This is a genomic window from Frankia canadensis, from assembly GCF_900197875.1.
GTDB lineage: Bacteria > Actinomycetota > Actinomycetes > Frankiales > Frankiaceae > Frankia > Frankia canadensis.
Genome location: NZ_FZMO01000224.1, coordinates 1 through 21,152, shown reverse-complemented (window position 1 = coordinate 21,152; position 21,152 = coordinate 1). Strand labels below are relative to the sequence as shown.

Annotated in this window: 32 protein-coding genes; 1 reads left to right on the top strand and 31 read right to left on the bottom strand. The window is 69.6% G+C overall.

Translation table 11 applies throughout. The features are described from left to right. Nucleotides 1-13: 13 nt before the first annotated feature. From rpmJ to rpsL, 30 genes are all read right to left on the bottom strand, one after another. Nucleotides 14-127, bottom strand: coding sequence for a 50S ribosomal protein L36 (gene rpmJ, locus C1A33_RS18280; protein WP_003956441.1), 114 nt, complete (start codon nt 125-127; stop codon nt 14-16). 110 nt (nt 128-237) lie between these two features. Continuing rightward, nucleotides 238-459 carry a translation initiation factor IF-1 gene (gene infA / locus C1A33_RS18275; protein ID WP_006541558.1) on the bottom strand — a complete coding sequence of 74 codons (222 nt, stop codon included), beginning with the start codon at nt 457-459 and terminating at the stop codon, nt 238-240. A 252-nt stretch (nt 460-711) separates the two neighbouring features. Further along, nucleotides 712-1,557 carry a type I methionyl aminopeptidase gene (gene map / locus C1A33_RS18270; RefSeq protein WP_101832689.1) on the bottom strand — a complete coding sequence of 282 codons (846 nt, stop codon included), beginning with the start codon at nt 1,555-1,557 and terminating at the stop codon, nt 712-714. Nucleotides 1,558-1,682: 125 nt separating this feature from the next. Further along, nucleotides 1,683-2,336 (bottom strand): adenylate kinase, encoded by a 654-nt coding sequence (locus tag C1A33_RS18265; RefSeq protein ID WP_101832688.1) that lies wholly within the window; start codon nt 2,334-2,336, stop codon nt 1,683-1,685. Continuing rightward, nucleotides 2,336-3,628 carry a preprotein translocase subunit SecY gene (secY, locus tag C1A33_RS18260; RefSeq protein ID WP_101832687.1) on the bottom strand — a complete coding sequence of 431 codons (1,293 nt, stop codon included), beginning with the start codon at nt 3,626-3,628 and terminating at the stop codon, nt 2,336-2,338. The genes C1A33_RS18265 and secY overlap by 1 nt, the downstream gene beginning before the upstream one ends. A 253-nt stretch (nt 3,629-3,881) precedes the next feature. After that, the gene (gene rplO, locus C1A33_RS18255) at nt 3,882-4,382 is read right to left on the bottom strand and encodes a 50S ribosomal protein L15 (RefSeq protein WP_101832686.1); all 501 of its coding nucleotides are present in this window, start codon (nt 4,380-4,382) and stop codon (nt 3,882-3,884) included. Nucleotides 4,383-4,384: 2 nt separating this feature from the next. Then, nucleotides 4,385-4,570 carry a 50S ribosomal protein L30 gene (gene rpmD / locus C1A33_RS18250; protein ID WP_101832685.1) on the bottom strand — a complete coding sequence of 62 codons (186 nt, stop codon included), beginning with the start codon at nt 4,568-4,570 and terminating at the stop codon, nt 4,385-4,387. Further along, nucleotides 4,570-5,190 (bottom strand): 30S ribosomal protein S5, encoded by a 621-nt coding sequence (gene rpsE / locus C1A33_RS18245; RefSeq protein WP_101832684.1) that lies wholly within the window; start codon nt 5,188-5,190, stop codon nt 4,570-4,572. The genes rpmD and rpsE overlap by 1 nt, the downstream gene beginning before the upstream one ends. A gap of 50 nt (nt 5,191-5,240) precedes the next feature. Continuing rightward, on the bottom strand, nt 5,241-5,615 hold the full coding sequence (rplR, locus tag C1A33_RS18240; RefSeq protein ID WP_101832683.1) for a 50S ribosomal protein L18: 375 nt from the start codon (nt 5,613-5,615) through the stop codon (nt 5,241-5,243). 10 nt (nt 5,616-5,625) lie between these two features. Further along, nucleotides 5,626-6,162 (bottom strand): 50S ribosomal protein L6, encoded by a 537-nt coding sequence (gene rplF, locus C1A33_RS18235; protein WP_101832682.1) that lies wholly within the window; start codon nt 6,160-6,162, stop codon nt 5,626-5,628. A gap of 12 nt (nt 6,163-6,174) precedes the next feature. Further along, on the bottom strand, nt 6,175-6,585 hold the full coding sequence (gene rpsH / locus C1A33_RS18230) for a 30S ribosomal protein S8 (RefSeq protein ID WP_101832681.1): 411 nt from the start codon (nt 6,583-6,585) through the stop codon (nt 6,175-6,177). Nucleotides 6,586-6,752: 167 nt separating this feature from the next. Next, on the bottom strand, nt 6,753-6,938 hold the full coding sequence (locus C1A33_RS18225; protein ID WP_101832680.1) for a type Z 30S ribosomal protein S14: 186 nt from the start codon (nt 6,936-6,938) through the stop codon (nt 6,753-6,755). 4 nt (nt 6,939-6,942) lie between these two features. Continuing rightward, complete coding sequence (gene rplE / locus C1A33_RS18220; RefSeq protein WP_101832679.1) at nt 6,943-7,539, bottom strand: 50S ribosomal protein L5; 597 nt, start codon at nt 7,537-7,539, stop codon at nt 6,943-6,945. Nucleotides 7,540-7,581: 42 nt separating this feature from the next. Further along, complete coding sequence (gene rplX / locus C1A33_RS18215; protein WP_101832708.1) at nt 7,582-7,908, bottom strand: 50S ribosomal protein L24; 327 nt, start codon at nt 7,906-7,908, stop codon at nt 7,582-7,584. 2 nt (nt 7,909-7,910) lie between these two features. Next, nucleotides 7,911-8,279, bottom strand: a complete 369-nt coding sequence (gene rplN, locus C1A33_RS18210) for a 50S ribosomal protein L14 (RefSeq protein ID WP_009740518.1) — start codon at nt 8,277-8,279, stop codon at nt 7,911-7,913. Nucleotides 8,280-8,367: 88 nt separating this feature from the next. Then, a complete protein-coding gene (gene rpsQ / locus C1A33_RS18205; protein WP_207770365.1) occupies nt 8,368-8,676 on the bottom strand; it encodes a 30S ribosomal protein S17 in 309 nt (102 codons plus the stop codon). Between the two features lie 5 nt (nt 8,677-8,681). Then, complete coding sequence (rpmC, locus tag C1A33_RS18200; protein WP_207770364.1) at nt 8,682-8,948, bottom strand: 50S ribosomal protein L29; 267 nt, start codon at nt 8,946-8,948, stop codon at nt 8,682-8,684. Then, on the bottom strand, nt 8,948-9,364 hold the full coding sequence (gene rplP, locus C1A33_RS18195; protein WP_101832676.1) for a 50S ribosomal protein L16: 417 nt from the start codon (nt 9,362-9,364) through the stop codon (nt 8,948-8,950). Before rplP ends, rpmC begins: the two co-directional genes overlap by 1 nt. Nucleotides 9,365-9,367: 3 nt before the next feature. Continuing rightward, nucleotides 9,368-10,354 (bottom strand): 30S ribosomal protein S3, encoded by a 987-nt coding sequence (rpsC, locus tag C1A33_RS18190; RefSeq protein WP_101832675.1) that lies wholly within the window; start codon nt 10,352-10,354, stop codon nt 9,368-9,370. After that, entirely contained in the window at nt 10,354-10,779 is a 426-nt protein-coding gene (gene rplV, locus C1A33_RS18185) for a 50S ribosomal protein L22 (protein ID WP_101832674.1), read from the bottom strand. The genes rpsC and rplV overlap by 1 nt, the downstream gene beginning before the upstream one ends. Next, nucleotides 10,772-11,053 (bottom strand): 30S ribosomal protein S19, encoded by a 282-nt coding sequence (rpsS, locus tag C1A33_RS18180; protein WP_009740524.1) that lies wholly within the window; start codon nt 11,051-11,053, stop codon nt 10,772-10,774. The genes rplV and rpsS overlap by 8 nt, the downstream gene beginning before the upstream one ends. Nucleotides 11,054-11,140: 87 nt before the next feature. Continuing rightward, nucleotides 11,141-11,974 (bottom strand): 50S ribosomal protein L2, encoded by an 834-nt coding sequence (rplB, locus tag C1A33_RS18175; RefSeq protein ID WP_101832673.1) that lies wholly within the window; start codon nt 11,972-11,974, stop codon nt 11,141-11,143. Between the two features lie 49 nt (nt 11,975-12,023). Beyond that, a complete protein-coding gene (gene rplW / locus C1A33_RS18170; protein WP_101832672.1) occupies nt 12,024-12,320 on the bottom strand; it encodes a 50S ribosomal protein L23 in 297 nt (98 codons plus the stop codon). Next, nucleotides 12,317-13,024, bottom strand: coding sequence for a 50S ribosomal protein L4 (gene rplD, locus C1A33_RS18165; protein ID WP_101832671.1), 708 nt, complete (start codon nt 13,022-13,024; stop codon nt 12,317-12,319). The genes rplW and rplD overlap by 4 nt, the downstream gene beginning before the upstream one ends. Next, the gene (gene rplC, locus C1A33_RS18160) at nt 13,021-13,725 is read right to left on the bottom strand and encodes a 50S ribosomal protein L3 (protein WP_101832670.1); all 705 of its coding nucleotides are present in this window, start codon (nt 13,723-13,725) and stop codon (nt 13,021-13,023) included. The genes rplD and rplC overlap by 4 nt, the downstream gene beginning before the upstream one ends. Nucleotides 13,726-13,742: 17 nt before the next feature. Next, the gene (rpsJ, locus tag C1A33_RS18155) at nt 13,743-14,051 is read right to left on the bottom strand and encodes a 30S ribosomal protein S10 (RefSeq protein ID WP_007514815.1); all 309 of its coding nucleotides are present in this window, start codon (nt 14,049-14,051) and stop codon (nt 13,743-13,745) included. A 302-nt stretch (nt 14,052-14,353) separates the two neighbouring features. Continuing rightward, complete coding sequence (gene tuf / locus C1A33_RS18150; protein ID WP_101832669.1) at nt 14,354-15,547, bottom strand: elongation factor Tu; 1,194 nt, start codon at nt 15,545-15,547, stop codon at nt 14,354-14,356. Nucleotides 15,548-15,621: 74 nt separating this feature from the next. Next, on the bottom strand, nt 15,622-17,718 hold the full coding sequence (gene fusA, locus C1A33_RS18145) for an elongation factor G (protein ID WP_101832668.1): 2,097 nt from the start codon (nt 17,716-17,718) through the stop codon (nt 15,622-15,624). A gap of 6 nt (nt 17,719-17,724) precedes the next feature. Beyond that, nucleotides 17,725-18,195 (bottom strand): 30S ribosomal protein S7, encoded by a 471-nt coding sequence (gene rpsG, locus C1A33_RS18140; protein WP_101832667.1) that lies wholly within the window; start codon nt 18,193-18,195, stop codon nt 17,725-17,727. Beyond that, nucleotides 18,195-18,569, bottom strand: a complete 375-nt coding sequence (gene rpsL / locus C1A33_RS18135) for a 30S ribosomal protein S12 (RefSeq protein WP_009740532.1) — start codon at nt 18,567-18,569, stop codon at nt 18,195-18,197. Before rpsL ends, rpsG begins: the two co-directional genes overlap by 1 nt. Before the next feature lie 763 nt (nt 18,570-19,332). Here rpsL and mug point away from each other — a divergent pair. After that, on the top strand, nt 19,333-19,941 hold the full coding sequence (gene mug / locus C1A33_RS18130; RefSeq protein ID WP_101832666.1) for a G/U mismatch-specific DNA glycosylase: 609 nt from the start codon (nt 19,333-19,335) through the stop codon (nt 19,939-19,941). A gap of 388 nt (nt 19,942-20,329) precedes the next feature. On the opposite strand, the gene C1A33_RS18125 is transcribed toward mug, so the two are convergent. Further along, the coding region (locus tag C1A33_RS18125) for an RluA family pseudouridine synthase (RefSeq protein WP_101832665.1) at nt 20,330-21,152 on the bottom strand (823 nt) is incomplete at its 5' end.

The following is a 21,152-nucleotide window of genomic DNA, read 5'->3' as shown; positions in this document are numbered from 1 at the left end:
TCCTGCCAGGTCCTCAGCCCTGACGCTGCTTGTGACGAAGGTTGTCGCAGATGACCATGACACGCCCGTGGCGGCGGATCACCTTGCACTTGTCACAGATCTTCTTGACGCTGGGCTTGACCTTCACGGCTGTTGCGAACCTCCTGCGCAGCCGCGGGCCGCGCGTGGCGATGGTGAACGTAGGGCGATGGATGCAGCGTAGCGATCGCCGAGCGGTGATCGACTACTGGTTATCGACTACTTGTAGCGGTAGACGATGCGACCACGGGACAGGTCGTAGGGCGAGAGCTCGACCACGACGCGGTCCTCCGGCAGGATCCGGATGTAGTGCTGGCGCATCTTCCCGCTGATGTGGGCGAGAACGCGATGACCGTTCTGGAGCTCCACCCGGAACATGGCGTTCGGGAGCGGCTCCACCACTCGGCCCTCGATCTCGATGGCCCCGTCCTTCTTCGGCATGTCCTCCGCTGTCCTGACGTCGACGACTGAGCCGGCGGTTCGGCCGCGACCGGTCAAGTGGTCCGGGACGAGCCCGGAACAACCCAGGTCAGCGGCCTGACCACCCTTGAGGGGACCCGACCGACCAACCACACTGCCACCGACCGCAACTGCCACGTAACAGGACTGCTATCGACGCGGTGGAGCACACCGGCGTGAGAAGACCGCCAACTGAAGAGTGTACGTGGCCCAGTCGTCAAGGGCCAACCAGGCTCAGGCGATGCCGGTCGGGGCGTCGGCGGGCTGGCCGCAGGCGACGCCGAGCGCGGCGAGGCGGGCCACCCCGCCGTCCGGCTCGGTCAGCACCCACGGGCCCCGATGCGTGATCGCCACCGAGTGCTCGGTGTGGGCGGCGAGGCTGCCGTCGCGGGTAACGACGGTCCAGTCGTCGGACAGCACCGTCGTGTCCGCCGATCCCATCGTGATCATCGGCTCGATGGCGAGCGCGAGGCCCTCGACCAGTCGGATGCCGCGACCGGGCCGGCCGTAGTTGAGCACGTGCGGCGGCTGGTGCATCTCGGTGCCGATGCCGTGCCCGCCGTAGTGGTCGACGATGCCGTAGTCGTGCGGCTTGATGTGCCGCTCGACCGCGGCGCTGATGTCGGTGAGCCGGCCACCGAGCTGCGCCGCGGCCAGGCCCGCCCACAGCGAGCCCTCACAGGTCTCGATCATGGCGAGGACGTCCGGCCCGACCTCGCCGACGGGGACCGTGATCGCCGCGTCGCCGTGCCAGCCGTCCACGATCGCGCCGCAGTCGATCGAGATGATGTCACCCTCGCGAAGCACCCGCTTGCGGGACGGGATCGCGTGGACCACCTCGTCGTTCACGGAGCTGCAGATCGACGCCGGATAGGGCGGCTGGGCGTACCCCTTGAACGACGGGATGCCACCGTCGGCACGGATCGTCTTCTCGGCGAGGGCGTCCAGATCCGCTGTGCTGACGCCGGGGGCGACCGCTTCGCGCAGGCGGGCCAGCGTCTTGGCGACGAGCAGGCCGGCCACTCGCATCTTGGCGATCTCCGCCGCCGTCTTGATCTGGACGTGTTCTCGTCGCGCCACGCTCTCGCCCCGGTCTGTGTCCGTGTACTGGTCCGTTTCCCGATGCTAGCCGCCCCCGCGCCGACGACGCGGATGATCACCGACGTGACCGGGCTCCGCCCCCGGCGCCGGCGGGCCCTCGGGCGTCAGTCTCCGTAGTGGCGCAGCGCGTCGAGGGCGCGATCGGTGACGTTGTCCACCGGCCCGGTGGCGTCGATACCGATCAGGATGCCCTTCTCGGCGTAGTAGGCCACCAGCGGGGACGTCTGGTCCGCGTAGACCTCCAGCCGGTGGCGCACGGTCTCCGACCGGTCGTCGTCGCGCTGGAACAGCTCGCCGCCGCACCGGTCGCACACACCCTCGACCGACGGCGGGTCGAAGTCGAGGTGCCAGATGTGACCGCAGTTGCGGCACGTCCGCCGGCCGGACAGCCGCCGCACGACCTCGTCGTCGTCGACGACGAGCTCCAGCACGACGTCGAGCCGGGTCCCCATGCCGTCGAGCATCTGGCCGAGAACCTCGGCCTGCGGGACGTTGCGGGGGAAGCCGTCGAGCAGGAAGCCCTTGACCGCGTCGTCCTCGGCGAGCCGGTTGCGGACCATGCCGATGGTGATCTCGTCCGGCACGAGGTCGCCGGCGTCCATGAAGGTCTTGGCCTTGACGCCCAGCTCCGTTCCCTGTCGCACGTTCGCTCGGAAGATGTCCCCAGTCGAGATCTTGGGGATGGACCGCGCCTGGGCGATGAACGCGGCCTGCGTACCCTTTCCGGCACCGGGCGGTCCCACCAGTACGATTCGCACTACCGGAGGAAACCTTCGTAGTTGCGGAGCATGAGCTGGCTTTCGATCTGCTTCACGGTCTCCAGCCCAACCCCCACCATGATCAGGACCGAGGTGCCCGCGAACGGGAACGGCTGGTCCTTGGTCAGGTTCAACAGTGCCAACGGAAGGACGGTGATCACTCCCAGGAACAGGGAGCCTGGCAGCGTGATCCGGTCCAGGACGTGTTTGAGGTACTCCGCCGTCGGGTTGCCCGGTCTGATCCCGGGGATGAATCCGCCGTACTTCTTCATGTTGTCGGCCACCTCCGTCGGGTTGAAGGTGATGGCGACGTAGAAGTAGGTGAAGAAGATGATGAGCGCGAAATAGGTGACCAGGTAGAGCGGGTGGTCACCGCGGGAGAGATATCGCTGTTCGAAGTCCTGGAAGCCCTGGTTGCTCCACACCTGCCCCACCAGCTGCGGGAGCTGGAGCAGGGACGAGGCGAAGATGACCGGGATGATGCCAGCCTGGTTCACCTTGATCGGCAGATAGGTGGAGGTGCCCCCGTACATCCGCCGGCCGATGAGCCGCTTCGCGTACTGGACGGGGATCCGCCGCTGCGACTGCTCCACGAACACCACGAACACCACGATCGCGAGCCCGAGCAGCAGCACCAGGCTGAACACCACGCCACCGGCGACCTGCAGGATGCTCGTGCCCTCCGAGGGCAGCCGGGCCGCGATGGAGGTGAAGATCAGCAGGGACATGCCGTTGCCGACGCCGCGAGCCGTGATCAGCTCACCCATCCACATGATGACCGCGGTACCAGCCGTCATCGTGACGACGATCGTCGTGATCCGGAACAGGCTCGTGTCCGGGATGATGGCCGCCGTACAGCTCGGGAACAGCCGGCCGCTGCGGGCCAGGGCCACGATCCCGGTCGCCTGCAGGACGCCGAGGGCGATCGTCAGGTAGCGGGTGTACTGGGTGAGCTTCTGCTCGCCCGAGCTGCCTTCCTTCTTCAGCTGCTCCAGCCGCGGGATCACCACGACGAGCAGCTGGATGATGATGCTCGAGGTGATGTAGGGCATGATGCCCAGCGCGAAGATCGACAGCTGGAGCAGTGCGCCGCCGCTGAACAGGTTGATCAGCGAGTAGACGTTGCTGTTGCTGGCGCTCGCGGCGTTCAGGCAGGTGTTGACCGCGCGGGTCGAGACCCCGGGCGAGGGCATGACGCTGCCGAACCGGAACAGCACCACGACCCCGACGGTGAACAGCAGCTTTTTCCGCAGGTCAGGAGTGCGGAATGCCCGCGTGAAGGCGGTGAGCACGGCTCCTCCTGCTTGGGATTGCGACCGACGGGTAGTGGACATCCTGCCCGGTGCGGAGCGCCGATGCCGGCCGGTGGCCGACGTCGGTTAGGCGACTGTAACAGGACACCCGGTCCACTCGTCCGGACATCACGTCCGGTGAGCGTCGGTAGCCGGGATGGACTGGCTGGTGTCGGTGCGCACCGGCCGCCGGCCCGGGTGTCCGCGGACGCACGAGACGGGGGCGGCCCGAAGGCCACCCCCGTCCGCCGTCTTAACTCTCGGTGACGCTCCCCCCGGCCGCCGCGATCTTCTCACGCGCGGAGGCCGAGAACGCGTCCGCGCTGACGTGCAGCGCGACCGCGATGTCGCCGGTGCCGAGCACCTTGATCGGTGACTTGGCGCGCACGGCGCCCCGGGCCACGAGATCGGCCTTCGTGACCTCGCCGCCCTCGGGGAACAGCTGCGCGAGGGTGGCGACGTTCACCACCTGGTACTCGACGCGGGCTGGGTTGTTGAAGCCCTTGAGCTTGGGCAGCCGCATGTGCAGCGGCATCTGGCCACCCTCGAACCGGGCCGGCACCTGCTTGCGGGCCTTGGAGCCCTTGGTGCCGCGCCCGGCCGTCTTGCCCTTGGAGCCCTCACCGCGGCCGACCCGGATCTTCTTGCGGTGCGCCCCGGGGGCCGGGCGCAGGTGATGCACCTTCAGGCCCCGGCCACGCTCGGTCCCCGCCGCCTCGGTGTCGCCCGCGTCGGTCTTCGTCAGTTCGGCCATGGCTAGGAGTCCACCTCCTCGACCCGGACAAGGTGGGTCACAGTCCTGATCATCCCGCGGACCTCGGGACGGTCCTCACGGACGGTCGACGCATTGATCTTGCGCAGACCGAGGGTCCGCAGCGTCGCCCGCTGGTTGTGGGTGCCGCCGATGCCCGAACGGATCTGGGTGATGCGCAGCTTCGCCATCACGCACTCGCCCCCGCTCCCGCCGCCGCCGCGCGGGCGCGCAGCATGGCCGGCGGGGCGACGTCCTCGAGCGGCAGGCCACGCCGGGCCGCGATCTCCTCGGGCCGCATGAGGCCGCGCAGGGCGGCCACCGTCGCGTGCACGATGTTGATCGGGTTCGACGAGCCGAGCGACTTCGACAGCACGTCGTGCACGCCGGCGCACTCCAGCACGGCACGCACCGGGCCGCCGGCGATGACACCGGTACCGGGCGAGGCCGGCTTGAGCAGGACGACGCCCGCCGCCTCCTCACCCTGCACCGGGTGCGGGATCGTGGAGCCGATGCGAGGCACCTTGAAGAAGTGCTTCTTGGCCTCCTCGACACCCTTGGCGATGGCGGCCGGCACCTCCTTCGCCTTGCCGTAGCCGACGCCGACGGTCCCGTCCGCGTCACCCACCACGACGAGCGCGGTGAAGCTGAACCGGCGACCGCCCTTGACGACCTTGGCCACGCGGTTGATCGCGACGACCCGCTCGACGTAGGCGTTCTTCTCCTGGGCCGGGCCGCCGCCCGACCGGTCCCGGCGTTCCCGACGGTCGGAGCCGCCGGAGCCGCCGCCGCGGCGCTGCTGGCCTGGCATCTACAACATCTCCCTGTTCTGGCTGTCCTGGAATCCGTGCCGGCGGGTCATCAGAAGCTCAACCCGCTTTCCCGGGCCGCGTCCGCGAGGGCGGCGATCCGCCCGGCGTAGGTCCGCCCGCCGCGGTCGAACACGACGGCGTCGACGCCGGCGGCCTTCGCCCGCTGCGCGACCAGCTCGCCGACCTTGCGCGCCAGGGCGGACTTGTCGCCCTCGCCGCCGCGCAGGGTCACGTCCAGGGTGGACGCCGAGGCCAGCGTGTGGCCGGCGGCGTCGTCGATGACCTGGGCGTAGATGTGCCGCGAGGACCGGGTGACGACGAGCCGGGGGCGGGACTGGGTGCCCACCACCCTCTTGCGCACGCGGGCGTGCCGACGGAGCTTCGAGGTCCGTCGCTTCGCGCTGGCGCCAAGGCTCACTGCCATGATCTATCTCCTACTTCCCGGTCTTCCCGACCTTGCGGCGGACGACCTCGCCCTGGTACCGCACGCCCTTGCCCTTGTACGGGTCGGGCTTGCGCAATCCGCGGATCTTCGCGGAGACCTCGCCGACCTGCTGCTTGTCGATCCCGTGGACGACGAAGCGGGTCGGGGTCTGCACCTCGAAGCGGATGCCCTCGGGGGCCTTGACCGGGACGGGGTGGCTGTAGCCGAGCGCGAACTCGAGGTCCGAGCCCTTCGCCTGGACGCGGTACCCGACGCCGACGATCTCCAGCGTCTTGGAGTACCCGGCAGTGACGCCGGTGACCATGTTCGCGACCAGCGTGCGGGTCAGGCCGTGCAGCGCCCGGGAGCGGCGTTCGTCGTCGGGGCGGACCACGACGAGCTTGCCGTCCTCGCTGTTGACCACGATGGGGTCGACGACGGTGTGGCTCAGGGTGCCCTTGGGCCCCTTGACGGTGACGGTGGCCCCCTCCACGGTGATGTCGACACCGCTGGGGACGGGAATGGGCTGGCGCCCGATCCGTGACATCGCTCGCCCTCCTTACCAGACGTAGGCGAGGACTTCTCCGCCCACGCCCCGCTTGCTCGCCTGCTTGTCGGTCAGCAGCCCCGACGAGGTCGAGATGATCGCGACACCCAGGCCACCGAGCACCTTGGGAAGAGTCGTCGCCTTGGCGTAGACCCGCAGGCCCGGCTTGCTGATGCGCTTGATCCCGGCGATCGAACGCTCGCGGTTCGGGCCGTACTTCAGATCGATGACCAGCGTGCTGCCGACACCGCCGGCCAAGGTCGCGTCCTCGACGTGCCAGCCGGAGATGTAGCCCTCCTGCTGGAGGATTTCGGCGATGTGAGTCTTGATCTTGCTGTGGGGCATCACCACGCGGTCGTGGTAGGCCCGGCTGGCGTTGCGGACACGGGTGAGCATGTCCGCAATCGGGTCGGTCATCGTCATGGGCTTGACGCCTTTCTCACGGCGGTTCCCATCGGCTCCGGGCTGGGCGCCCTGGCTGCCGGGGTTCGGGCCTGCCGCGATCGGGTGGACTGCGGGGGTGGTTCGGAGGTGGTGCGATGCCGGTGGTCAGACCACCGGTGGCGCCTGGTCCACCAGGAGCTCCGGTTCTACCAGGAGCTCTTGGTGATGCCCGGCAGCTCGCCGCGGTGCGCCATCTGCCGCAGGCAGACCCGGCACAGCCCGAACACCCGGTACACCGAGCGGGACCGGCCGCAGCGCTGGCAGCGGGTGTAGCCGCGCACCGCGAACTTCGGCTTGCGGTTCGACTTCTCGATCAGTGCCTTCTTGGCCATCTGTCTAGTTCTCCCGGAAGGGGAAGCCCAGCGCTCGCAGGAGCGCCCGGCCCTCGTCGTCGGTGGTCGCCGTGGTGACGACCGTGATATCCATGCCCCGGACCCGGTCGATCCGGTCGATGTCGATCTCGTGGAAGATCGACTGTTCGACCACGCCGAACGTGTAGTTGCCCGCGCCGTCGAACTGCTTCGGGGACAGCCCACGGAAGTCACGGATGCGGGGCAGGCCGATGGAGACCAGCCGGTCGAGGAACTCCCACATGCGGTCGCCGCGCAGGGTCACCTTCGCGCCGATCGGCATGCCCTCGCGCAGCTTGAACTGGGCGATGGACTTCTTCGCCCGGCGCACGGCCGGCTTCTGGCCCGTGATGGCCGCGAGGTCACGCACGGCGCCGTCGATGAGCTTCGCGTCCCGGGCGGCGTCGCCGACACCCATGTTCACGACGACCTTCACGACGCCGGGGATCTGCATGACGTTGCGGTAGGAGAACTCCTCCCGCAGCGCCGGCGCGATCTCCGCCCGGTACCGCTGCTTGAGCCGGGGGACGGGACGAGCCTCGGGCCGGTCACCGGTGGTCCGGTCTTCGGTGGTCACAGTCATTGTCTGATCTCGATTCCCAAACTGCTCGACTGCTCGCTCGGCCTACAGCTCGGTGCCGGTGCGCCGGGAGATACGGACCTTGGTGCCGTCCTCGTTGACGCGGTAGCCGATGCGCGTGGGCTTGCCGTCCGACGGATCGACGATCATCACGTTGCTCACGTGGATCGGCGCCTCCTGGGTGATGATGCCGCCGGACTGCGAGCCTCGCGCGCTCTGCTGGACACGGGTGTGCCGGGTGATCCGGTTCGCGCCCTCGACGAGGACCTTGTTCTGCTCCGGGAACGCCCGGATGACCTTGCCCTTCAGGCCACGGTCCTTGCCGGTGATGATCTGGACCGTGTCACCCTTCTTGATCTTCAGAGTGGCCACGGTCACAGCACCTCCGGCGCCAGGGAAATAATCTTCATGAACTTCTTGTCCCGCAGCTCGCGGCCCACCGGGCCGAAGATGCGGGTGCCCCGCGGGTCGCCGCCGTCCCGGATCAGCACCGCGGCGTTCTCGTCGAACCGGATGTAGGAGCCGTCCGGCCGCCGGCGCTCCTTGGTGGTGCGCACCACGACCGCCTTGACCACGTCGCCGCGCTTCACGCCGGCGCCGGGCAGGGCGTCCTTGACCGTGCCGACGATGATGTCGCCGATCCCCGCGTAACGACGCCCAGAGCCGCCAAGCACCCGGATGCAGAGGATCTCCCGTGCCCCGGTGTTGTCGGCGACCCGAAGTCGCGACTCCTGCTGAATCACTTTCTGCTCCTGATCACCCGGTACTACTGATCAACCGGTACTGCCTGGTCGGGTCGCGCCCCGGGGGGGGTCACGCGGCCCGGAGGACCTACTTCGCCTTCTCCAGCACCTGCACGACACGCCACCGCTTGGTGGCCGACAGCGGCCGGGTCTCCATCAGCAGCACGCGGTCACCGACACCGGTGGTGCCGTGCTCGTCGTGCGCCTTGATCTTCTTCGTCCGGCGGATCGTCTTGCCGTACAGCGGGTGCTGCACGCGGTCCTCGACGGCGACCACGACGGTCTTGGTCATCTTGTCGCTGACCACGAGGCCCTCACGGACCTTGCGGAAGCCGCGGTCGGCGCCCGCGGCGCCGTCCTGCTCACTGGCCTGCTGCGAGGCCGTCTCGTCTGCCACTGCCCTCACGCCCGTTCCGACTGCGTCGCGTCATCGTCCGCCGTGCCGGCGACCAGCGCCGGATCGCCGGTGATTCCCAGCTCCCGTTCGCGCATCACCGTGTAGATCTTGGCGATGTCGCGCCGCACCGACCGCAGCCGGCGGTTGTTGGTCAGCTGCCCGGTCGCCGCCTGGAACCGGAGGTTGAACAGCTCCTCCTTGGCCTCCCGGAGCTTGTCAACGAGCTCGTCGCCCGACAGGCTCCGCAGCTCGTCCGCGGTAGCGACAGCCATCACGCACCACCTTCACGAACCACGAACCGGCACTTCATCGGCAGCTTGTGGATGGCGCGCCGCATCGCCTCCCGGGCCACGGGCTCCGCGACACCGGACAGCTCGAACATGACCCGGCCCGGCTTCACGTTCGCGATCCACCACTCGGGCGAGCCCTTACCGGAACCCATCCGGGTCTCGGCCGGCTTCTTCGTCAGCGGCCGGTCCGGGTAGATGTTGATCCACACCTTGCCACCACGGCGGATGTGGCGGGTCATCGCGATACGCGCCGACTCGATCTGGCGGTTCGTCACGTACGCGGACTCCAGCGCCTGGATCCCGTACTCACCGAAGGTGACCTTGGTGCCACCCTTGGCCGCGCCGGTCCGCCTGGGGTGGTGCTGCTTGCGGTGCGCGACCTTCCGGGGAATCAGCATGATCTATTCCTCCGCCTTCTCCGCGGTGCCCGCGGTCGGCGCGCTGGTCGACTCCGGGGCGGTCGAGGCGGGCGCCTGCGCCGCCGTGGCCTCCACCGGAGCGGCCTCGGCCGGAGCCGTCTCGGCCGGAGCCGTCTCGGCCGGAGCCGTGTCCGCCGGAGCCGTCTCGGGCGAGGTGGACTCGGGGGCGGGCGCGTTGCCGCCGCCACCGCCGCCACGTCCCCGGCGCTCGCTGCGCGCCGCCGCGCGGCCGGCGTCGGTGCCGCCCTGGGTGGTGCCGGACGAACCCGAGCGCGGCCCGCGCCGCGGCCGGTCCCGGCGGGACTGACGCTGCAGCGCCTCCTGCGCCTCACGCTCGGCGCGGCTCTGCACGATGTCGCCCTTGTAGATCCAGACCTTGACGCCGATCCGGCCGAAGTTCGTCCGGGCCTCGTAGAAGCCGTAGTCGATGTCCGCGCGCAGCGTGTGCAGCGGGACCCGACCCTCGCGGTAGAACTCCGAGCGGCTCATCTCGGCGCCGCCGAGGCGACCGGAGCACTGCACCCGGATGCCCTTGGCGCCGCCCTTCATGGCGGTCTGCATCGCCTTGCGCATGGCGCGCCGGAAGCTGACCCGGCTGGACAGCTGCTCGGCCACGCCCTGGGCGACGAGCTGTGCGTCGACCTCGGGGTTCTTGACCTCGAGGATGTTCAGCTGCACCTGCTTGCCGGTGAGCTTCTCCAGGTCGCCGCGGATGCGGTCGGCCTCCGCGCCGCGGCGGCCGATGACGATGCCCGGGCGCGCGGTGTGGATGTCCACCCGCAGCCGTCCCTGGGTCCGCTCGATGTCGACCCGGCTGATCCCGGCCCGCTCCATGCCCCGTGACATCATCTTGCGGATCTTCACGTCCTCGCCGACGTACGCCTTGTACTGCTTGTCGGCGTACCAGCGGGAGGTGAACTCCGACGTGATGCCAAGCCGGAACCCGTGCGGGTTGACCTTCTGTCCCACTACCGGGCCCTCCTAGTCGTCTTCGCGCCCCGGCCGGCCGCGGCGACCGGTTCCCGGCTCTCCACCACGACGGTGATGTGGCTGGTGCGCTTGCGGATCCGGTAGGCCCGTCCCTGGGCACGGGGGCGGATGCGCTTGAGCGTCGGCCCCTCGTCCACGTACACCTCGCCGACCCACAGGGTGGCGGGGTCGAGGTTGTGGTTGTTCTCGGCGTTCGCCGCGGCGCTGGCGACGACCTTGAACACGTCGTCGCTGGCGGACTGCGGGGCGAAGCGGAGGATGTCCAGGGCCTCGGTGACGGAACGACCGCGGACCAGGTCGACGACCCGGCGGGCCTTGGTCGGCGACACATGAACGTAGCGCGCGCTGGCCTTGGCGCCGGGCAGGCCGGCCCGGGTCAGGCCGTCGACGAGATCGTCAGCCACGGCGCGACCTCCGGTCCTCCTTGACGTGCCCGCGGAAGGTCCGGGTCGGGGCGAACTCGCCGAGCTTGTGCCCGACCATGCCCTCGGTGATGAACACCGGCACGTGCTTGCGGCCGTCGTGCACGGCGATCGTGTGCCCCAACATGTCGGGGATCACGGTCGAGCGGCGCGACCAGGTCTTGATGACGTGCTTGGTGCCCTTGGAGTTCTGCACGTCCACCTTCTTGAGCAGGTGGTCGTCGACGAACGGGCCCTTCTTCAGACTGCGTGGCATGGCTGTGTCTCCTCCTTCCTGCTCAGATCTGGTTGACGCGGTGCGACGGGTGGCTCACGGGAGCGTGGGTCCGGTGTCGTGAGGTCACTACCGCCGCCTGTTCTGCTTGCGACGACGCACGATCAGCGCGTCGGACGACTTCTTGTGGGCCCGGGTCCGGCCCTCGGGACGGCCCTTCGGGTTGACCGGGTGGCGACCACCGGAGGTCTTGCCCTCACCACCACCGTGCGGGTGGTCGACCGGGTTCATCGCCACACCGCGCACGGTGGGCCGGCGGCCCTTCCAGCGCATCCGGCCGGCCTTACCCCAGTTGATGTTGCTCTGCTCGGCGTTGCCGACCTCGCCGACCGTTGCGCGGCAGCGGACGTCGACGTTGCGGATCTCGCCCGAGGGCATCCGCAGCTGGGCGTAGGGGCCGTCCTTCGCGACGAGCTGCACACTGGCGCCGGCGCTGCGAGCGATCTTCGCGCCGCCGCCGGGCCGCAGCTCGATGGCGTGGATCACGGTACCGGTCGGGATGTTGCGCAGCGGCAGCGCGTTGCCGGGCTTGATGTCCGCCCCGATGCCGGAGCTGACCTGGTCGCCCTGCTTGAGCCGGACCGGGGCGAGGATGTAGCGCTTCTCGCCGTCGGCGTAGTGCAGCAGCGCGATCCGGGCGGTGCGGTTCGGGTCGTACTCGATGTGCGCGACCTTGGCCGGCACGCCGTCCTTGTCCCGACGGAAGTCGATGATCCGGTAGGCGCGCTTGTGGCCGCCGCCCTGGTGGCGGGTGGTGATCCGGCCGTGGACGTTGCGGCCGCCCTTGGAGTGCAGCGGGCGGACCAGCGACTTCTCCGGGTGGTCCCGCGTGATCTCGACGAAGTCGGCCACGCTCGCGCCGCGACGGCCCGGGGTCGTCGGCTTGTATCTACGAATACCCATGGCTTCCTACCGTCCCTGGCCCGCCGCCGTCGTCGCGCGGCACGCGCGCTCAGGCACCGGGACCTCCGAAGATCTCGATCGTGTCACCGGGCGCGAGGCTCACCAGCGCGCGCTTGGTCGAGGCCCGGTGGCCCCAGCCATGCTTGGTGCGCTTGCGCTTGCCCTGCCGGTTGATGGTGTTCACCCGCAGGACCCGCACGTTGAAGATCTGCTGGACGGCGAGCTTGATCTGGGTCTTGTTCGCGTCCGGGCGGACGATGAACGTGTAGACGTTCTCATCGAGCAGGCCGTAGCTCTTCTCCGAGACGACCGGCCGCAGGATCACGTCACGCGGGTCGGGAATCACTTGTCCTCCTCCGCCCCGGTGGTGCTCGGCTGGTTGCCGCGGGCCGGCTTGCTGTCACGGTTGACGAACGCGGCCAGCGCCTCCTTGGTGAACACGACGTCGTCGCTGACCAGGACGTCGTAGGTGTTGAGCTGGCCCGGGTCGAGCAGGTGCACCGCGGCGACGTTGCGCAGGCTCAGCCAGATCAGTTCGTCGGAGCGGCTGGCGACCACGAGCACCCGGCGGGTGTCGGCGATCGCGCGCAGCGCCGTGACCGCGGCCTTCGTCGACGGCGCGTCGCCGGAAACCAGCGAGCTCACTACGTGCACCCGGTTGTTGCGCGCCCGGTCGGACAGGGCACCGCGCAGCGCGGCGGCCTTCATCTTCTTCGGGGTGCGCTGGTCGTACGAGCGCGGCGTCGGGCCGTGCACGACGCCACCGCCGGCGAACTGCGGGGCGCGCAGCGAGCCCTGCCGGGCGCGGCCGGTGCCCTTCTGGCGGTAGGGCTTACGGCCGCCGCCACGAACCTCGCCGCGGGTCTTGGTGTCGTGGGTCCCCTGCCGGGCCGCCGCGAGCTGCGCGACGACGACCTGGTGAATCAGCGGGACGTTCAGCGGCACGTCGAACACGCCGGCGGGCAGTTCGGCGCTGCCGCCGTCCCCGCCGTGCACCTCGACTGTGCGGGTGATGGCATCCGACTCGGATGCGATCGCCGCCGGGCTCATGCCGAGACCTCCTCAGCGGCGCCGGTCGCCGCGGCCGGGGCGAAGTTCTCGGGCGCCGGGCGCTTGGCCGCGCTGCGCACGAAGACGAGCCCGCCGTCCGGGCCGGGCACCGCGCCCTTCACCAGCAGGTAGCCACGCTCGGTGTCGACGGCGTGGATGGTCAGGCCGGGGGTGGTCGTGCGGGCGTGGCCCATGCGGCCGGCCATGCGCAGACCCTTGAAGACCCGGCCGGGGGTGGCGCAGCCGCCGACCGAACCCGGCGAGCGGTGCTTGCGCTCGACGCCGTGCCCGGCGCCCAGGCCCTTGAAGCCGTGGCGCTTCATGACACCGGCGAAGCCCTTGCCCTTGGAGGTGCCGGTGATGTCGACGACGACACCCGGCGCGAACACCTCGCCGGTCAGCTGCTGGCCGGGGCGGTAGTTGCCCGCGTCGGCGGTGCGCAGTTCGGCGAGGTGGCGCCGCGGCGTGACCCCACTGGTGGCGAAGTGCCCGCGGGCCGGCTTGTTGACCCGGCGCGGGTCGACCTCGCCGTAGCCGAGCTGGACGGCCGAGTAGCCGTCGGCGTCGGGCGACTTGACCTGCGTGACGACGTTGGGTCCGGCCTTGATGACGGTGACCGGCACGACGCGGTTGTTCGCGTCCCATACCTGGGTCATCCCGAGCTTGGTGCCCAGGAGCCCTCTGTAGTTGCGGATGAGCATGACTGCGCCGGCCCCTCTTACAGCTTGATCTCGATGTCGACGCCGGCGGGGAGGTCGAGGCGCATGAGCGAGTCGACCGTCTTCGGCGTCGGGTCAAGGATGTCGATCAGCCGCTTGTGCGTCCGCATCTCGAAGTGCTCGCGGCTGTCCTTGTACTTGTGCGGCGACCGGATGACGCAGTAGATGTTCTTCTCCGTCGGCAGCGGCACCGGTCCCGCGACCTGCGCACCCGTCCGGGTCACCGTCTCGACGATCTTCCTCGCCGAGCTGTCGATGACCTCGTGGTCATAGGCCTTGAGCCGAATGCGGATCTTCTGTGCCGCCATGGTGGGCTTCGCCTGTCCTGTCTGTCTCGTCCGGCCGGTACCGCTTACCGGGTCACCGCCCGTAGATCCGCGCGCCGCGGACCGCGCGCCTTCGCGCTGTCCACCGCCGGCGGTGCGGATCTGCCGGTTCCACCGCTGTCTCGTGCCGGTCCCCCGCCGACGGATCGACGGTCGGAGCCGGATTGCCTGCCACGTCGGCGGCCGGGACCACCGGCAGCCGGTGCCACCCGGGGCGACGATCGCCGTCCCGGGCAGCAATGCGGGCGGTGGGTCCGTGATCGCAGACCCACCGCCCGCACGTACTACTTGAGAACCTTCGTGACCTGGCCCGCGCCGACGGTCCGGCCACCCTCGCGGATGGCGAAGCGCAGACCCTCCTCCATGGCGATCGGCTGGATGAGCTCGACCGTCATCTCGGTGTTGTCGCCCGGCATGACCATCTCGGTGCCCTCGGGGAGGGTCACGACGCCGGTCACGTCGGTGGTGCGGAAGTAGAACTGCGGCCGGTAGTTCTTGAAGAACGGGGTGTGGCGGCCGCCCTCGTCCTTGTTCAGGATGTAGACGCGAGCCTCGAACACCGTGTGCGGGGTGATCGACTTCGGCTTCACGATGACCTGGCCGCGCTCCACGTCCTCGCGCTTGATGCCGCGCAGGAGCAGGCCGACGTTGTCACCGGCGCGACCCTCGTCGAGCAGCTTGCGGAACATCTCGACACCGGTGACGGTGGTCGAGGTGGTCTCCGGCTTGATACCGACGATCTCGACGGTCTCGTTGACCTTGACGATTCCGCGCTCGACGCGGCCGGTGACGACCGTGCCGCGACCGGTGATCGTGAAGACGTCCTCGATCGGCATGAGGAACGGCCGGTCGATGTCACGCTGCGGCTCGGGGATCGACTCGTCGACCGCCGCCATGAGCTCGAGCAGCTTGGCGCCCCACTCCTTGTCACCCTCCAGCGCCTTGAGCGCGGAGACGCGGATGACCGGAACGTCGTCGCCGGGGAACTCGTAGGTGTTCAGCAGCTCTCGGACCTCGAGCTCGACGAGCTCGAGGATCTCCTCGTCGTCGACCATGTCGGCCTTGTTGAGCGCCACGACGATGTACGGCACGCCGACCTGACGAGCGAGCAGCACGTGCTCCTTCGTCTGCGGCATCGGGCCGTCGGTCGCGGAGACCACCAGGATCGCGCCGTCCATCTGCGCGGCGCCGGTGATCATGTTCTTGATGTAGTCCGCGTGACCCGGGCAGTCGACGTGCGCGTAGTGCCGGGCGTCGGTCTGGTACTCGACGTGCGCGATCGAGATCGTGATGCCGCGGGCCTTCTCCTCCGGCGCCTTGTCGATCTGGTCGAACGGCGTGAAGGGGTTGAGGTCCGGGTGCGCGTCGTGCAGGACCTTGGTGATCGCAGCGGTCAGCGTGGTCTTGCCATGGTCGATGTGACCGATGGTGCCGATATTGACGTGCGGCTTCGTCCGCTCGAACTTCTGCTTCGCCACGGGTGTCCCTCCAAGGACGGGTGGTGTCGTGCTGGTGTAGTCAGGTTGGGGTGGTGATCACGCCGACGGCGCGGTCACTCCCCCCTCGCCTTGGCGATGATCTCCTTGGCGACGTTCCCGGGAACCTCGGCGTAGGAGTCGAACTGCATCGAGTAGCTGGCCCGGCCGGACGTCTTCGACCGCAGGTCGCCGACGTAGCCGAACATCTCCGACAGGGGGACGGTCGCCCGCACGATGCGGGAGCCGCCGCGCTCCTCCATGGCCTGGATCTGCCCGCGCCGCGAGTTCAGGTCGCCGATCACGTCGCCCATGTGGTCCTCGGGCGTGGTGACCTCGACGGCCATCAGCGGCTCCAGCAGCACCGGGTCCGCCTTGCGGGCCGCGTCCTTGAACGCCATCGAACCGGCGATCTTGAACGCGAGCTCGGACGAGTCCACGTCGTGGAACTGGCCGTCCAGGAGGGTCACCTTGACGTCGACCAGCGGGTAGCCCGCGAGGACGCCGAACTCCATGGCCTCCTGGCAGCCGGCGTCCACCGAGGGGATGTACTCCTTGGGGATGCGGCCACCGGTGACCTTGTTCTGGAACTCGTAGCCACCGCCGTCGCCGCCGGAGGGCTCCAGGCTGATGATCACCCGGGCGTACTGGCCCGACCCACCCGTCTGCTTCTTGTGGGTGTAGTCGACCTTCTCCACCTTGCGGCGGATCGTCTCGCGGTAGGCCACCTGCGGCTTGCCGACGTTCGCCTCGACCGAGAACTCGCGTCGCATCCGGTCGACCAGCACGTCGAGGTGCAGCTCGCCCATGCCCGCGATGATCGTCTGACCGGTCTCCTCGTCGGTGCGGACCTGGAAGGTCGGGTCCTCCTCGGCGAGCCGCTGGATCGCGGTGCCCAGCTTCTGCTGGTCGGCCTTGGTCTTCGGCTCGATCGCGACGTGGATGACCGGCGCCGGGAACGTCATCGACTCCAGGATCACCGGAGCGTTCGGGTCGCAGAGCGTGTCACCGGTGGTGGTGTTCTTCAGGCCCACCACGGCGACGATCTGACCCGCACCGACGCCGTCCCGGTCCTCCCGGTGGTTGGCGTGCATCTGCAGGATGCGGCCGATGCGCTCCTTGCGGTCCTTCGTCGAGTTCAGGACCGGCGAGCCCGCGGTGAGCTTGCCCGAGTACACCCGGATGTAGGTCAGCTTGCCGACGTACGGGTCGCTCATGATCTTGAACGCGAGCGCGGAGAACGGCTCGTCCTCGGTCGGCTCGCGCCGGACCTCCGTGGACTCGTCGCTCACCGAATGACCCACGGTGGCGCCGATGTCGAGCGGGTTCGGCAGGAAGTTGACGACCGCGTCGAGCATGGGCTGCACGCCCTTGTTCTTGAACGCGGAGCCACACAGCACCGGGTTGATCTTGCTCGCCAGCGTACCCCGCCGCAGCGCGGCGACGAGCTGCTCCTCCGAGGGCTCCTCGCCCTCGAGGTAGAGCTCCATCAGCTCGTCGTCGTTCTCGGCGACGGTCTCGATGAGCTTGTCGCGCCACTCCTGCGCGGCCTCGGCGTGGTCGCCCGGGATGTCGACCGCCTCGTAGGAAGCGCCCTTGTCCTCGCTCTGCCAGAGCAGGCCCTTCATCCGGATCAGGTCGATGACGCCGCGGAAGTCCGACTCCACGCCCCAGGGGAGCTGGATGACGGCAGGCGTGGCGTCGAGCCGGTCGACCATCATGTCCACGCAGCGGTGGAACTCCGCGCCGACCCGGTCCATCTTGTTGACGAACGCGATGCGCGGCACGTCGTAGCGGTCGGCCTGCTTCCAGACCGTCTCGCTCTGCGGTTCGACGCCGGCGACGGCGTCGAACACCGCCACGGCGCCGTCGAGGACGCGCAGCGACCGCTCGACCTCGACCGTGAAGTCGACGTGGCCGGGCGTGTCGATGATGTTGATGGTGTGGTCGCGCCAGATACAGGTGGTGGCCGCGGAGGTGATGGTGATCCCCCGCTCCTGCTCCTGCTCCATCCAGTCCATCGTGGCGCCGCCCTCGTGGACCTCACCGATCTTGTAGTTCACACCGGTGTAGAAGAGGATGCGCTCGGTGGTGGTGGTCTTGCCCGCGTCGATGTGGGCCATGATCCCGATGTTGCGGGTCCTGGCCAGCAAGGAACGATCGTCAGATGCCATGGAGAGCTACCAGCGGTAGTGGGCGAAGGCCTTGTTGGACTCCGCCATCTTGTGGGTGTCCTCCCGGCGCTTCACGCTCGCGCCGAGGCCGTTGCTCGCGTCGATGAGCTCGTTCATCAGCCGCTCGGTCATCGTCTTCTCGCGGCGAGCCCGGGAGTAGCCGACGAGCCAGCGCAGCGCCAGTGTCGTGCTGCGGCCGGCGCGGACCTCGACCGGGACCTGGTAGGTGGCGCCACCGACGCGGCGGCTGCGCACCTCCAGCGTGGGCTTGACGTTGTCGAGCGCCCGCTTGAGCGTGACGACCGGGTCGTTGCCGGTCTTGTTCTTCGCGCCCTCCAGCGCGCCGTACACGATGCGCTCCGCGACGGACTTCTTGCCGCTCATCAGCACCTTGTTCACCAGCGCGGTCACCAGCGGCGACCCGTACACCGGGTCGACGACGACGGCGTGCTTGGGCGCGGGCCCCTTGCGCGGCATCAGCCCTTCTCCTTCTTCGCGCCGTAGCGGCTGCGAGCCTGCTTGCGGTTACGGACGCCCTGCGTGTCGAGAGCGCCGCGGACGATCTTGTAGCGGACGCCCGGGAGGTCCTTCACCCGACCACCACGGACGAGGACGATCGAGTGCTCCTGCAGGTTGTGGCCGACACCGGGGATGTAGGCGGTGACCTCGATCCCGCTGTTCAGCCGGACTCGCGCCACCTTGCGCAGCGCCGAGTTCGGCTTCTTGGGGGTGGTCGTGTAGACGCGGGTGCACACACCACGACGCTGAGGGCTCCCCTTGAGTGCCGGGGTCTTGGTCTTCTCGACCTTGTCCTGCCGGCCCTTGCGGACCAGCTGCTGGATCGTGGGCAACGCCGCTCCCGTTCCTGTGACGCCTCGTCGTACTGCCTTGGGCAACCAGACCGGTACGCCGGCCTACCTGCATTGCTTGCGATCCGCACCCGGGCCACTCTCGGTGACCCGCGACCGGTTGCTCCGACCCACGCGGTCGGGCGTGTCGCGCCATCTCGACCGTCAGATCTCCGGATACGAAGATCCACCACGGTGGAGAGCGCGTCAGCCCGCCCGGCCGCTTCGCGGAAACCGAGCCCGACAGTCGCCGACGGCTGCTGGATGGTGACCTTTCGTCAACCGATCCGACACCACGGCGCCACATCGAAGTGCGAGACGCACGCCAGAGTCACGCGGACTCCGGCCACGGTCATCAACAGTACTCCACGGCCGCGTCACGTGTCGAACGGGGTATCGGCCGACCTCCCGCGCAGACAACCCCAGCCCCGCGGCGGCCCGACAACGCCTGATCAGGCCCGACCAGGCGGACGGCGCCGCCGAAACCGATGCCCTACACCGAAGCCGACGATCACTACCCGCGCTGCGGGGCGGCCGGACTCCGGCGGCGACATCGTTCACCGGGGCAGCGGGGCGCAGCCGCGGGATCGCGGACGACACCTCGACCACGAACCTCCGGGCCCGAGCACCCCGCTCCGGCCCGCAGAGTGGAGGCCGGGGAGCCACAGACCCCCTGGAACCCAGGTGACCCCGGGAACCACCGCCGCCCTGACGCTGGCACGCTGTACCAGACAGCACGATACCGGCAACGGAGGCCCTCGAGGACATGTTTGACGCAGTCGGCGAACAGGCACCGCCCAAACGTCCCGGCACCGCCCTCCCGCCGAGGCCCTCCCGGGCACAGCTGCAGGCCGCCTACGGCACCACCGTCCCCGACCTCCTCGCGCCGCGCACCGTCGTGCTGCTCTGCGGGATCAACCCGTCCCTGGAGTCCGGGGCGACCGGCTTCCACTTCGGCACGCCGAGCAACCGGCTGTGGCCCGTCCTGCACCTCGCCGGCTTCACCCCCCGCCGCCTGCACCCCAGCGAGACCGGCGAGCTGACCAGCCGCGGCATCAGCATCACGAACCTGGTCCAGCGCTCCACCGCCCGCGCCGACGAAATCGACGACGACGAGGTGCGCGCCGGTGTCCCCCGGCTGACCGAGCTGGTCGAGCGGATCTCGCCGCGCTGGGTCGCGTTCCTGGGCCTGGCCGCCTACCGCGTCAGCTTCCGGCGCCGCGCCGCGAAGGTCGGCCGCCAGCCCGAGACCCTGGGCTCCGCCGGCATCTGGCTGCTGCCCAACCCGAGCGGCCTCAACGCCCACTACCAGCTCCCCGACCTGGCCCGCGTCTACGGCGACCTCAACGCCGCCGCCTACGGCCCCACTGGCTAGGCGGCGCCTCGAGTTCTGATCTTCATGCCGCGTTGCCGCGCTGCCGCGGCGTGTCGTGACAGCGTTCCGACAACGTCACAGCGGCCCGTGTCGCGAAGTAGGGGGCAAACCGGACACGACGCCCCGAGTTCGCGACACGGCACCGCCGTCCCCCGCAGGCTCTTCCCCTCCGCGGGAAGTCCGCGCCGCCCTCGGCCTTCTGGTCGACGCCCACACCGTCCCTTCTGGTCGACGCCCACACCGTCGATGATCATGCTTGTACGGTGTCGGGTCGCGGTGCGTGAGACCGCCGGCGGGACTGCGGGGAGGGCCGCGGTGATGGTGGCTCTCCGTGGCCGCGGGGACGCCGGCGATCCGGGCGAACGGGCGCCCGGGGATCGCGACGCCGTCAGCGCCCCAGCCCTCGTCCACCCGATCGACGCCGCCTCGCGGCAGCGGGGCGCGGCGACGACGGCAGCGACGACGTGCGCCCGTCTTCTGGCGTTCCCGGGGCACAGTCCGACGCGGGCGGATCCCAGGGGACGAGGTCCGGCAGAGTGGCGGGGATGCCTGCGGGGATCAGGGCGGCGGCGGGTGTCCAGAAGCCGGGGCCTGGCGGGGCCTCGAGGCGCAGGCGCTCGCCGGCGATGTCGTAGATCGCCAGACGCCAGGAGTGCAGGAGGGTGCGCGACGTTGCGGCGCGGTCGAACAGCGGGTCGCCGTCGACCGGGTGGCCGATCCAGGCCAGGTGCACCCGGATCTGGTGGCGCCGGCCGGTCACCGGCGTCGCGGCGAGCAGGGTGAACTCGCCGCCTTCCCAGAGCCGGACGAACGTCGTCACCGACGGGTACACCGGCACATGGTCGAACACCGCGCCCGCCGGCACCGACCAGCATCCCTCCCCGGAATCGGAAGAACGGTCGGCGGCGATGTCGGCGCGGTTCGCGGCGACGCGGACGCGGTTCTTGCGGCCGACGCTGAGCGGCAGGTCGATGGTGCCGGCGACGGGCAGGCCGCGGGTGCGGGTGAGGACCAGGTAGCGCTTGCCGGCGGTGCGCCGGGCGAACTGGCGGGTGAGGTCGCCGTGGAAGCGCAGCTCGCGGGCGAACAGGATCAGGCCCGAGGTCGCCTTGTCGATGCGATGCACGGGGAACAGTCGCTCGCCGGCCGCCTCGGCGATGCGGACGAGGTCGAGGTCGTGCCGCTCCCCCATCACCGAGATACCGGGCGGC

Excerpts from the sequence above, each read along its gene's own strand:
- infA (WP_006541558.1), bottom strand. The coding sequence starts at position 459 with ATGCCGAAGAAGGACGGGGCCATCGAGATCGAGGGCCGAGTGGTGGAG.
- C1A33_RS18225 (WP_101832680.1), bottom strand. The coding sequence starts at position 6,938 with ATGGCCAAGAAGGCACTGATCGAGAAGTCGAACCGCAAGCCGAAGTTC.
- rpmC (WP_207770364.1), bottom strand. The coding sequence starts at position 8,948 with ATGGCTGTCGCTACCGCGGACGAGCTGCGGAGCCTGTCGGGCGACGAG.
- rpsJ (WP_007514815.1), bottom strand. The coding sequence starts at position 14,051 with ATGGCGGCACAGAAGATCCGCATTCGGCTCAAGGCCTATGACCACGAG.
- rplP (WP_101832676.1), bottom strand. The coding sequence starts at position 9,364 with ATGCTGATTCCCCGGAAGGTCGCGCACCGCAAGCAGCACCACCCCAGG.
- rpsE (WP_101832684.1), bottom strand. The coding sequence starts at position 5,190 with ATGCCAGGCCAGCAGCGCCGCGGCGGCGGCTCCGGCGGCTCCGACCGT.
- rplO (WP_101832686.1), bottom strand. The coding sequence starts at position 4,382 with ATGGCCGAACTGACGAAGACCGACGCGGGCGACACCGAGGCGGCGGGG.
- rplC (WP_101832670.1), bottom strand. The coding sequence starts at position 13,725 with ATGCTCATCCGCAACTACAGAGGGCTCCTGGGCACCAAGCTCGGGATG.
- rpsG (WP_101832667.1), bottom strand. The coding sequence starts at position 18,195 with ATGCCGCGCAAGGGGCCCGCGCCCAAGCACGCCGTCGTCGTCGACCCG.
- rpsH (WP_101832681.1), bottom strand. The coding sequence starts at position 6,585 with ATGACGATGACCGACCCGATTGCGGACATGCTCACCCGTGTCCGCAAC.
- rplB (WP_101832673.1), bottom strand. The coding sequence starts at position 11,974 with ATGGGTATTCGTAGATACAAGCCGACGACCCCGGGCCGTCGCGGCGCG.
- rpmD (WP_101832685.1), bottom strand. The coding sequence starts at position 4,570 with ATGGCGAAGCTGCGCATCACCCAGATCCGTTCGGGCATCGGCGGCACC.
- mug (WP_101832666.1), top strand. The coding sequence starts at position 19,333 with ATGTTTGACGCAGTCGGCGAACAGGCACCGCCCAAACGTCCCGGCACC.
- rplF (WP_101832682.1), bottom strand. The coding sequence starts at position 6,162 with ATGTCACGGATCGGGCGCCAGCCCATTCCCGTCCCCAGCGGTGTCGAC.
- rpsS (WP_009740524.1), bottom strand. The coding sequence starts at position 11,053 with ATGCCACGCAGTCTGAAGAAGGGCCCGTTCGTCGACGACCACCTGCTC.
- rplD (WP_101832671.1), bottom strand. The coding sequence starts at position 13,024 with ATGAGCCCGGCGGCGATCGCATCCGAGTCGGATGCCATCACCCGCACA.
- fusA (WP_101832668.1), bottom strand. The coding sequence starts at position 17,718 with ATGGCATCTGACGATCGTTCCTTGCTGGCCAGGACCCGCAACATCGGG.
- rplE (WP_101832679.1), bottom strand. The coding sequence starts at position 7,539 with ATGACTGTGACCACCGAAGACCGGACCACCGGTGACCGGCCCGAGGCT.
- rplR (WP_101832683.1), bottom strand. The coding sequence starts at position 5,615 with ATGGCAGTGAGCCTTGGCGCCAGCGCGAAGCGACGGACCTCGAAGCTC.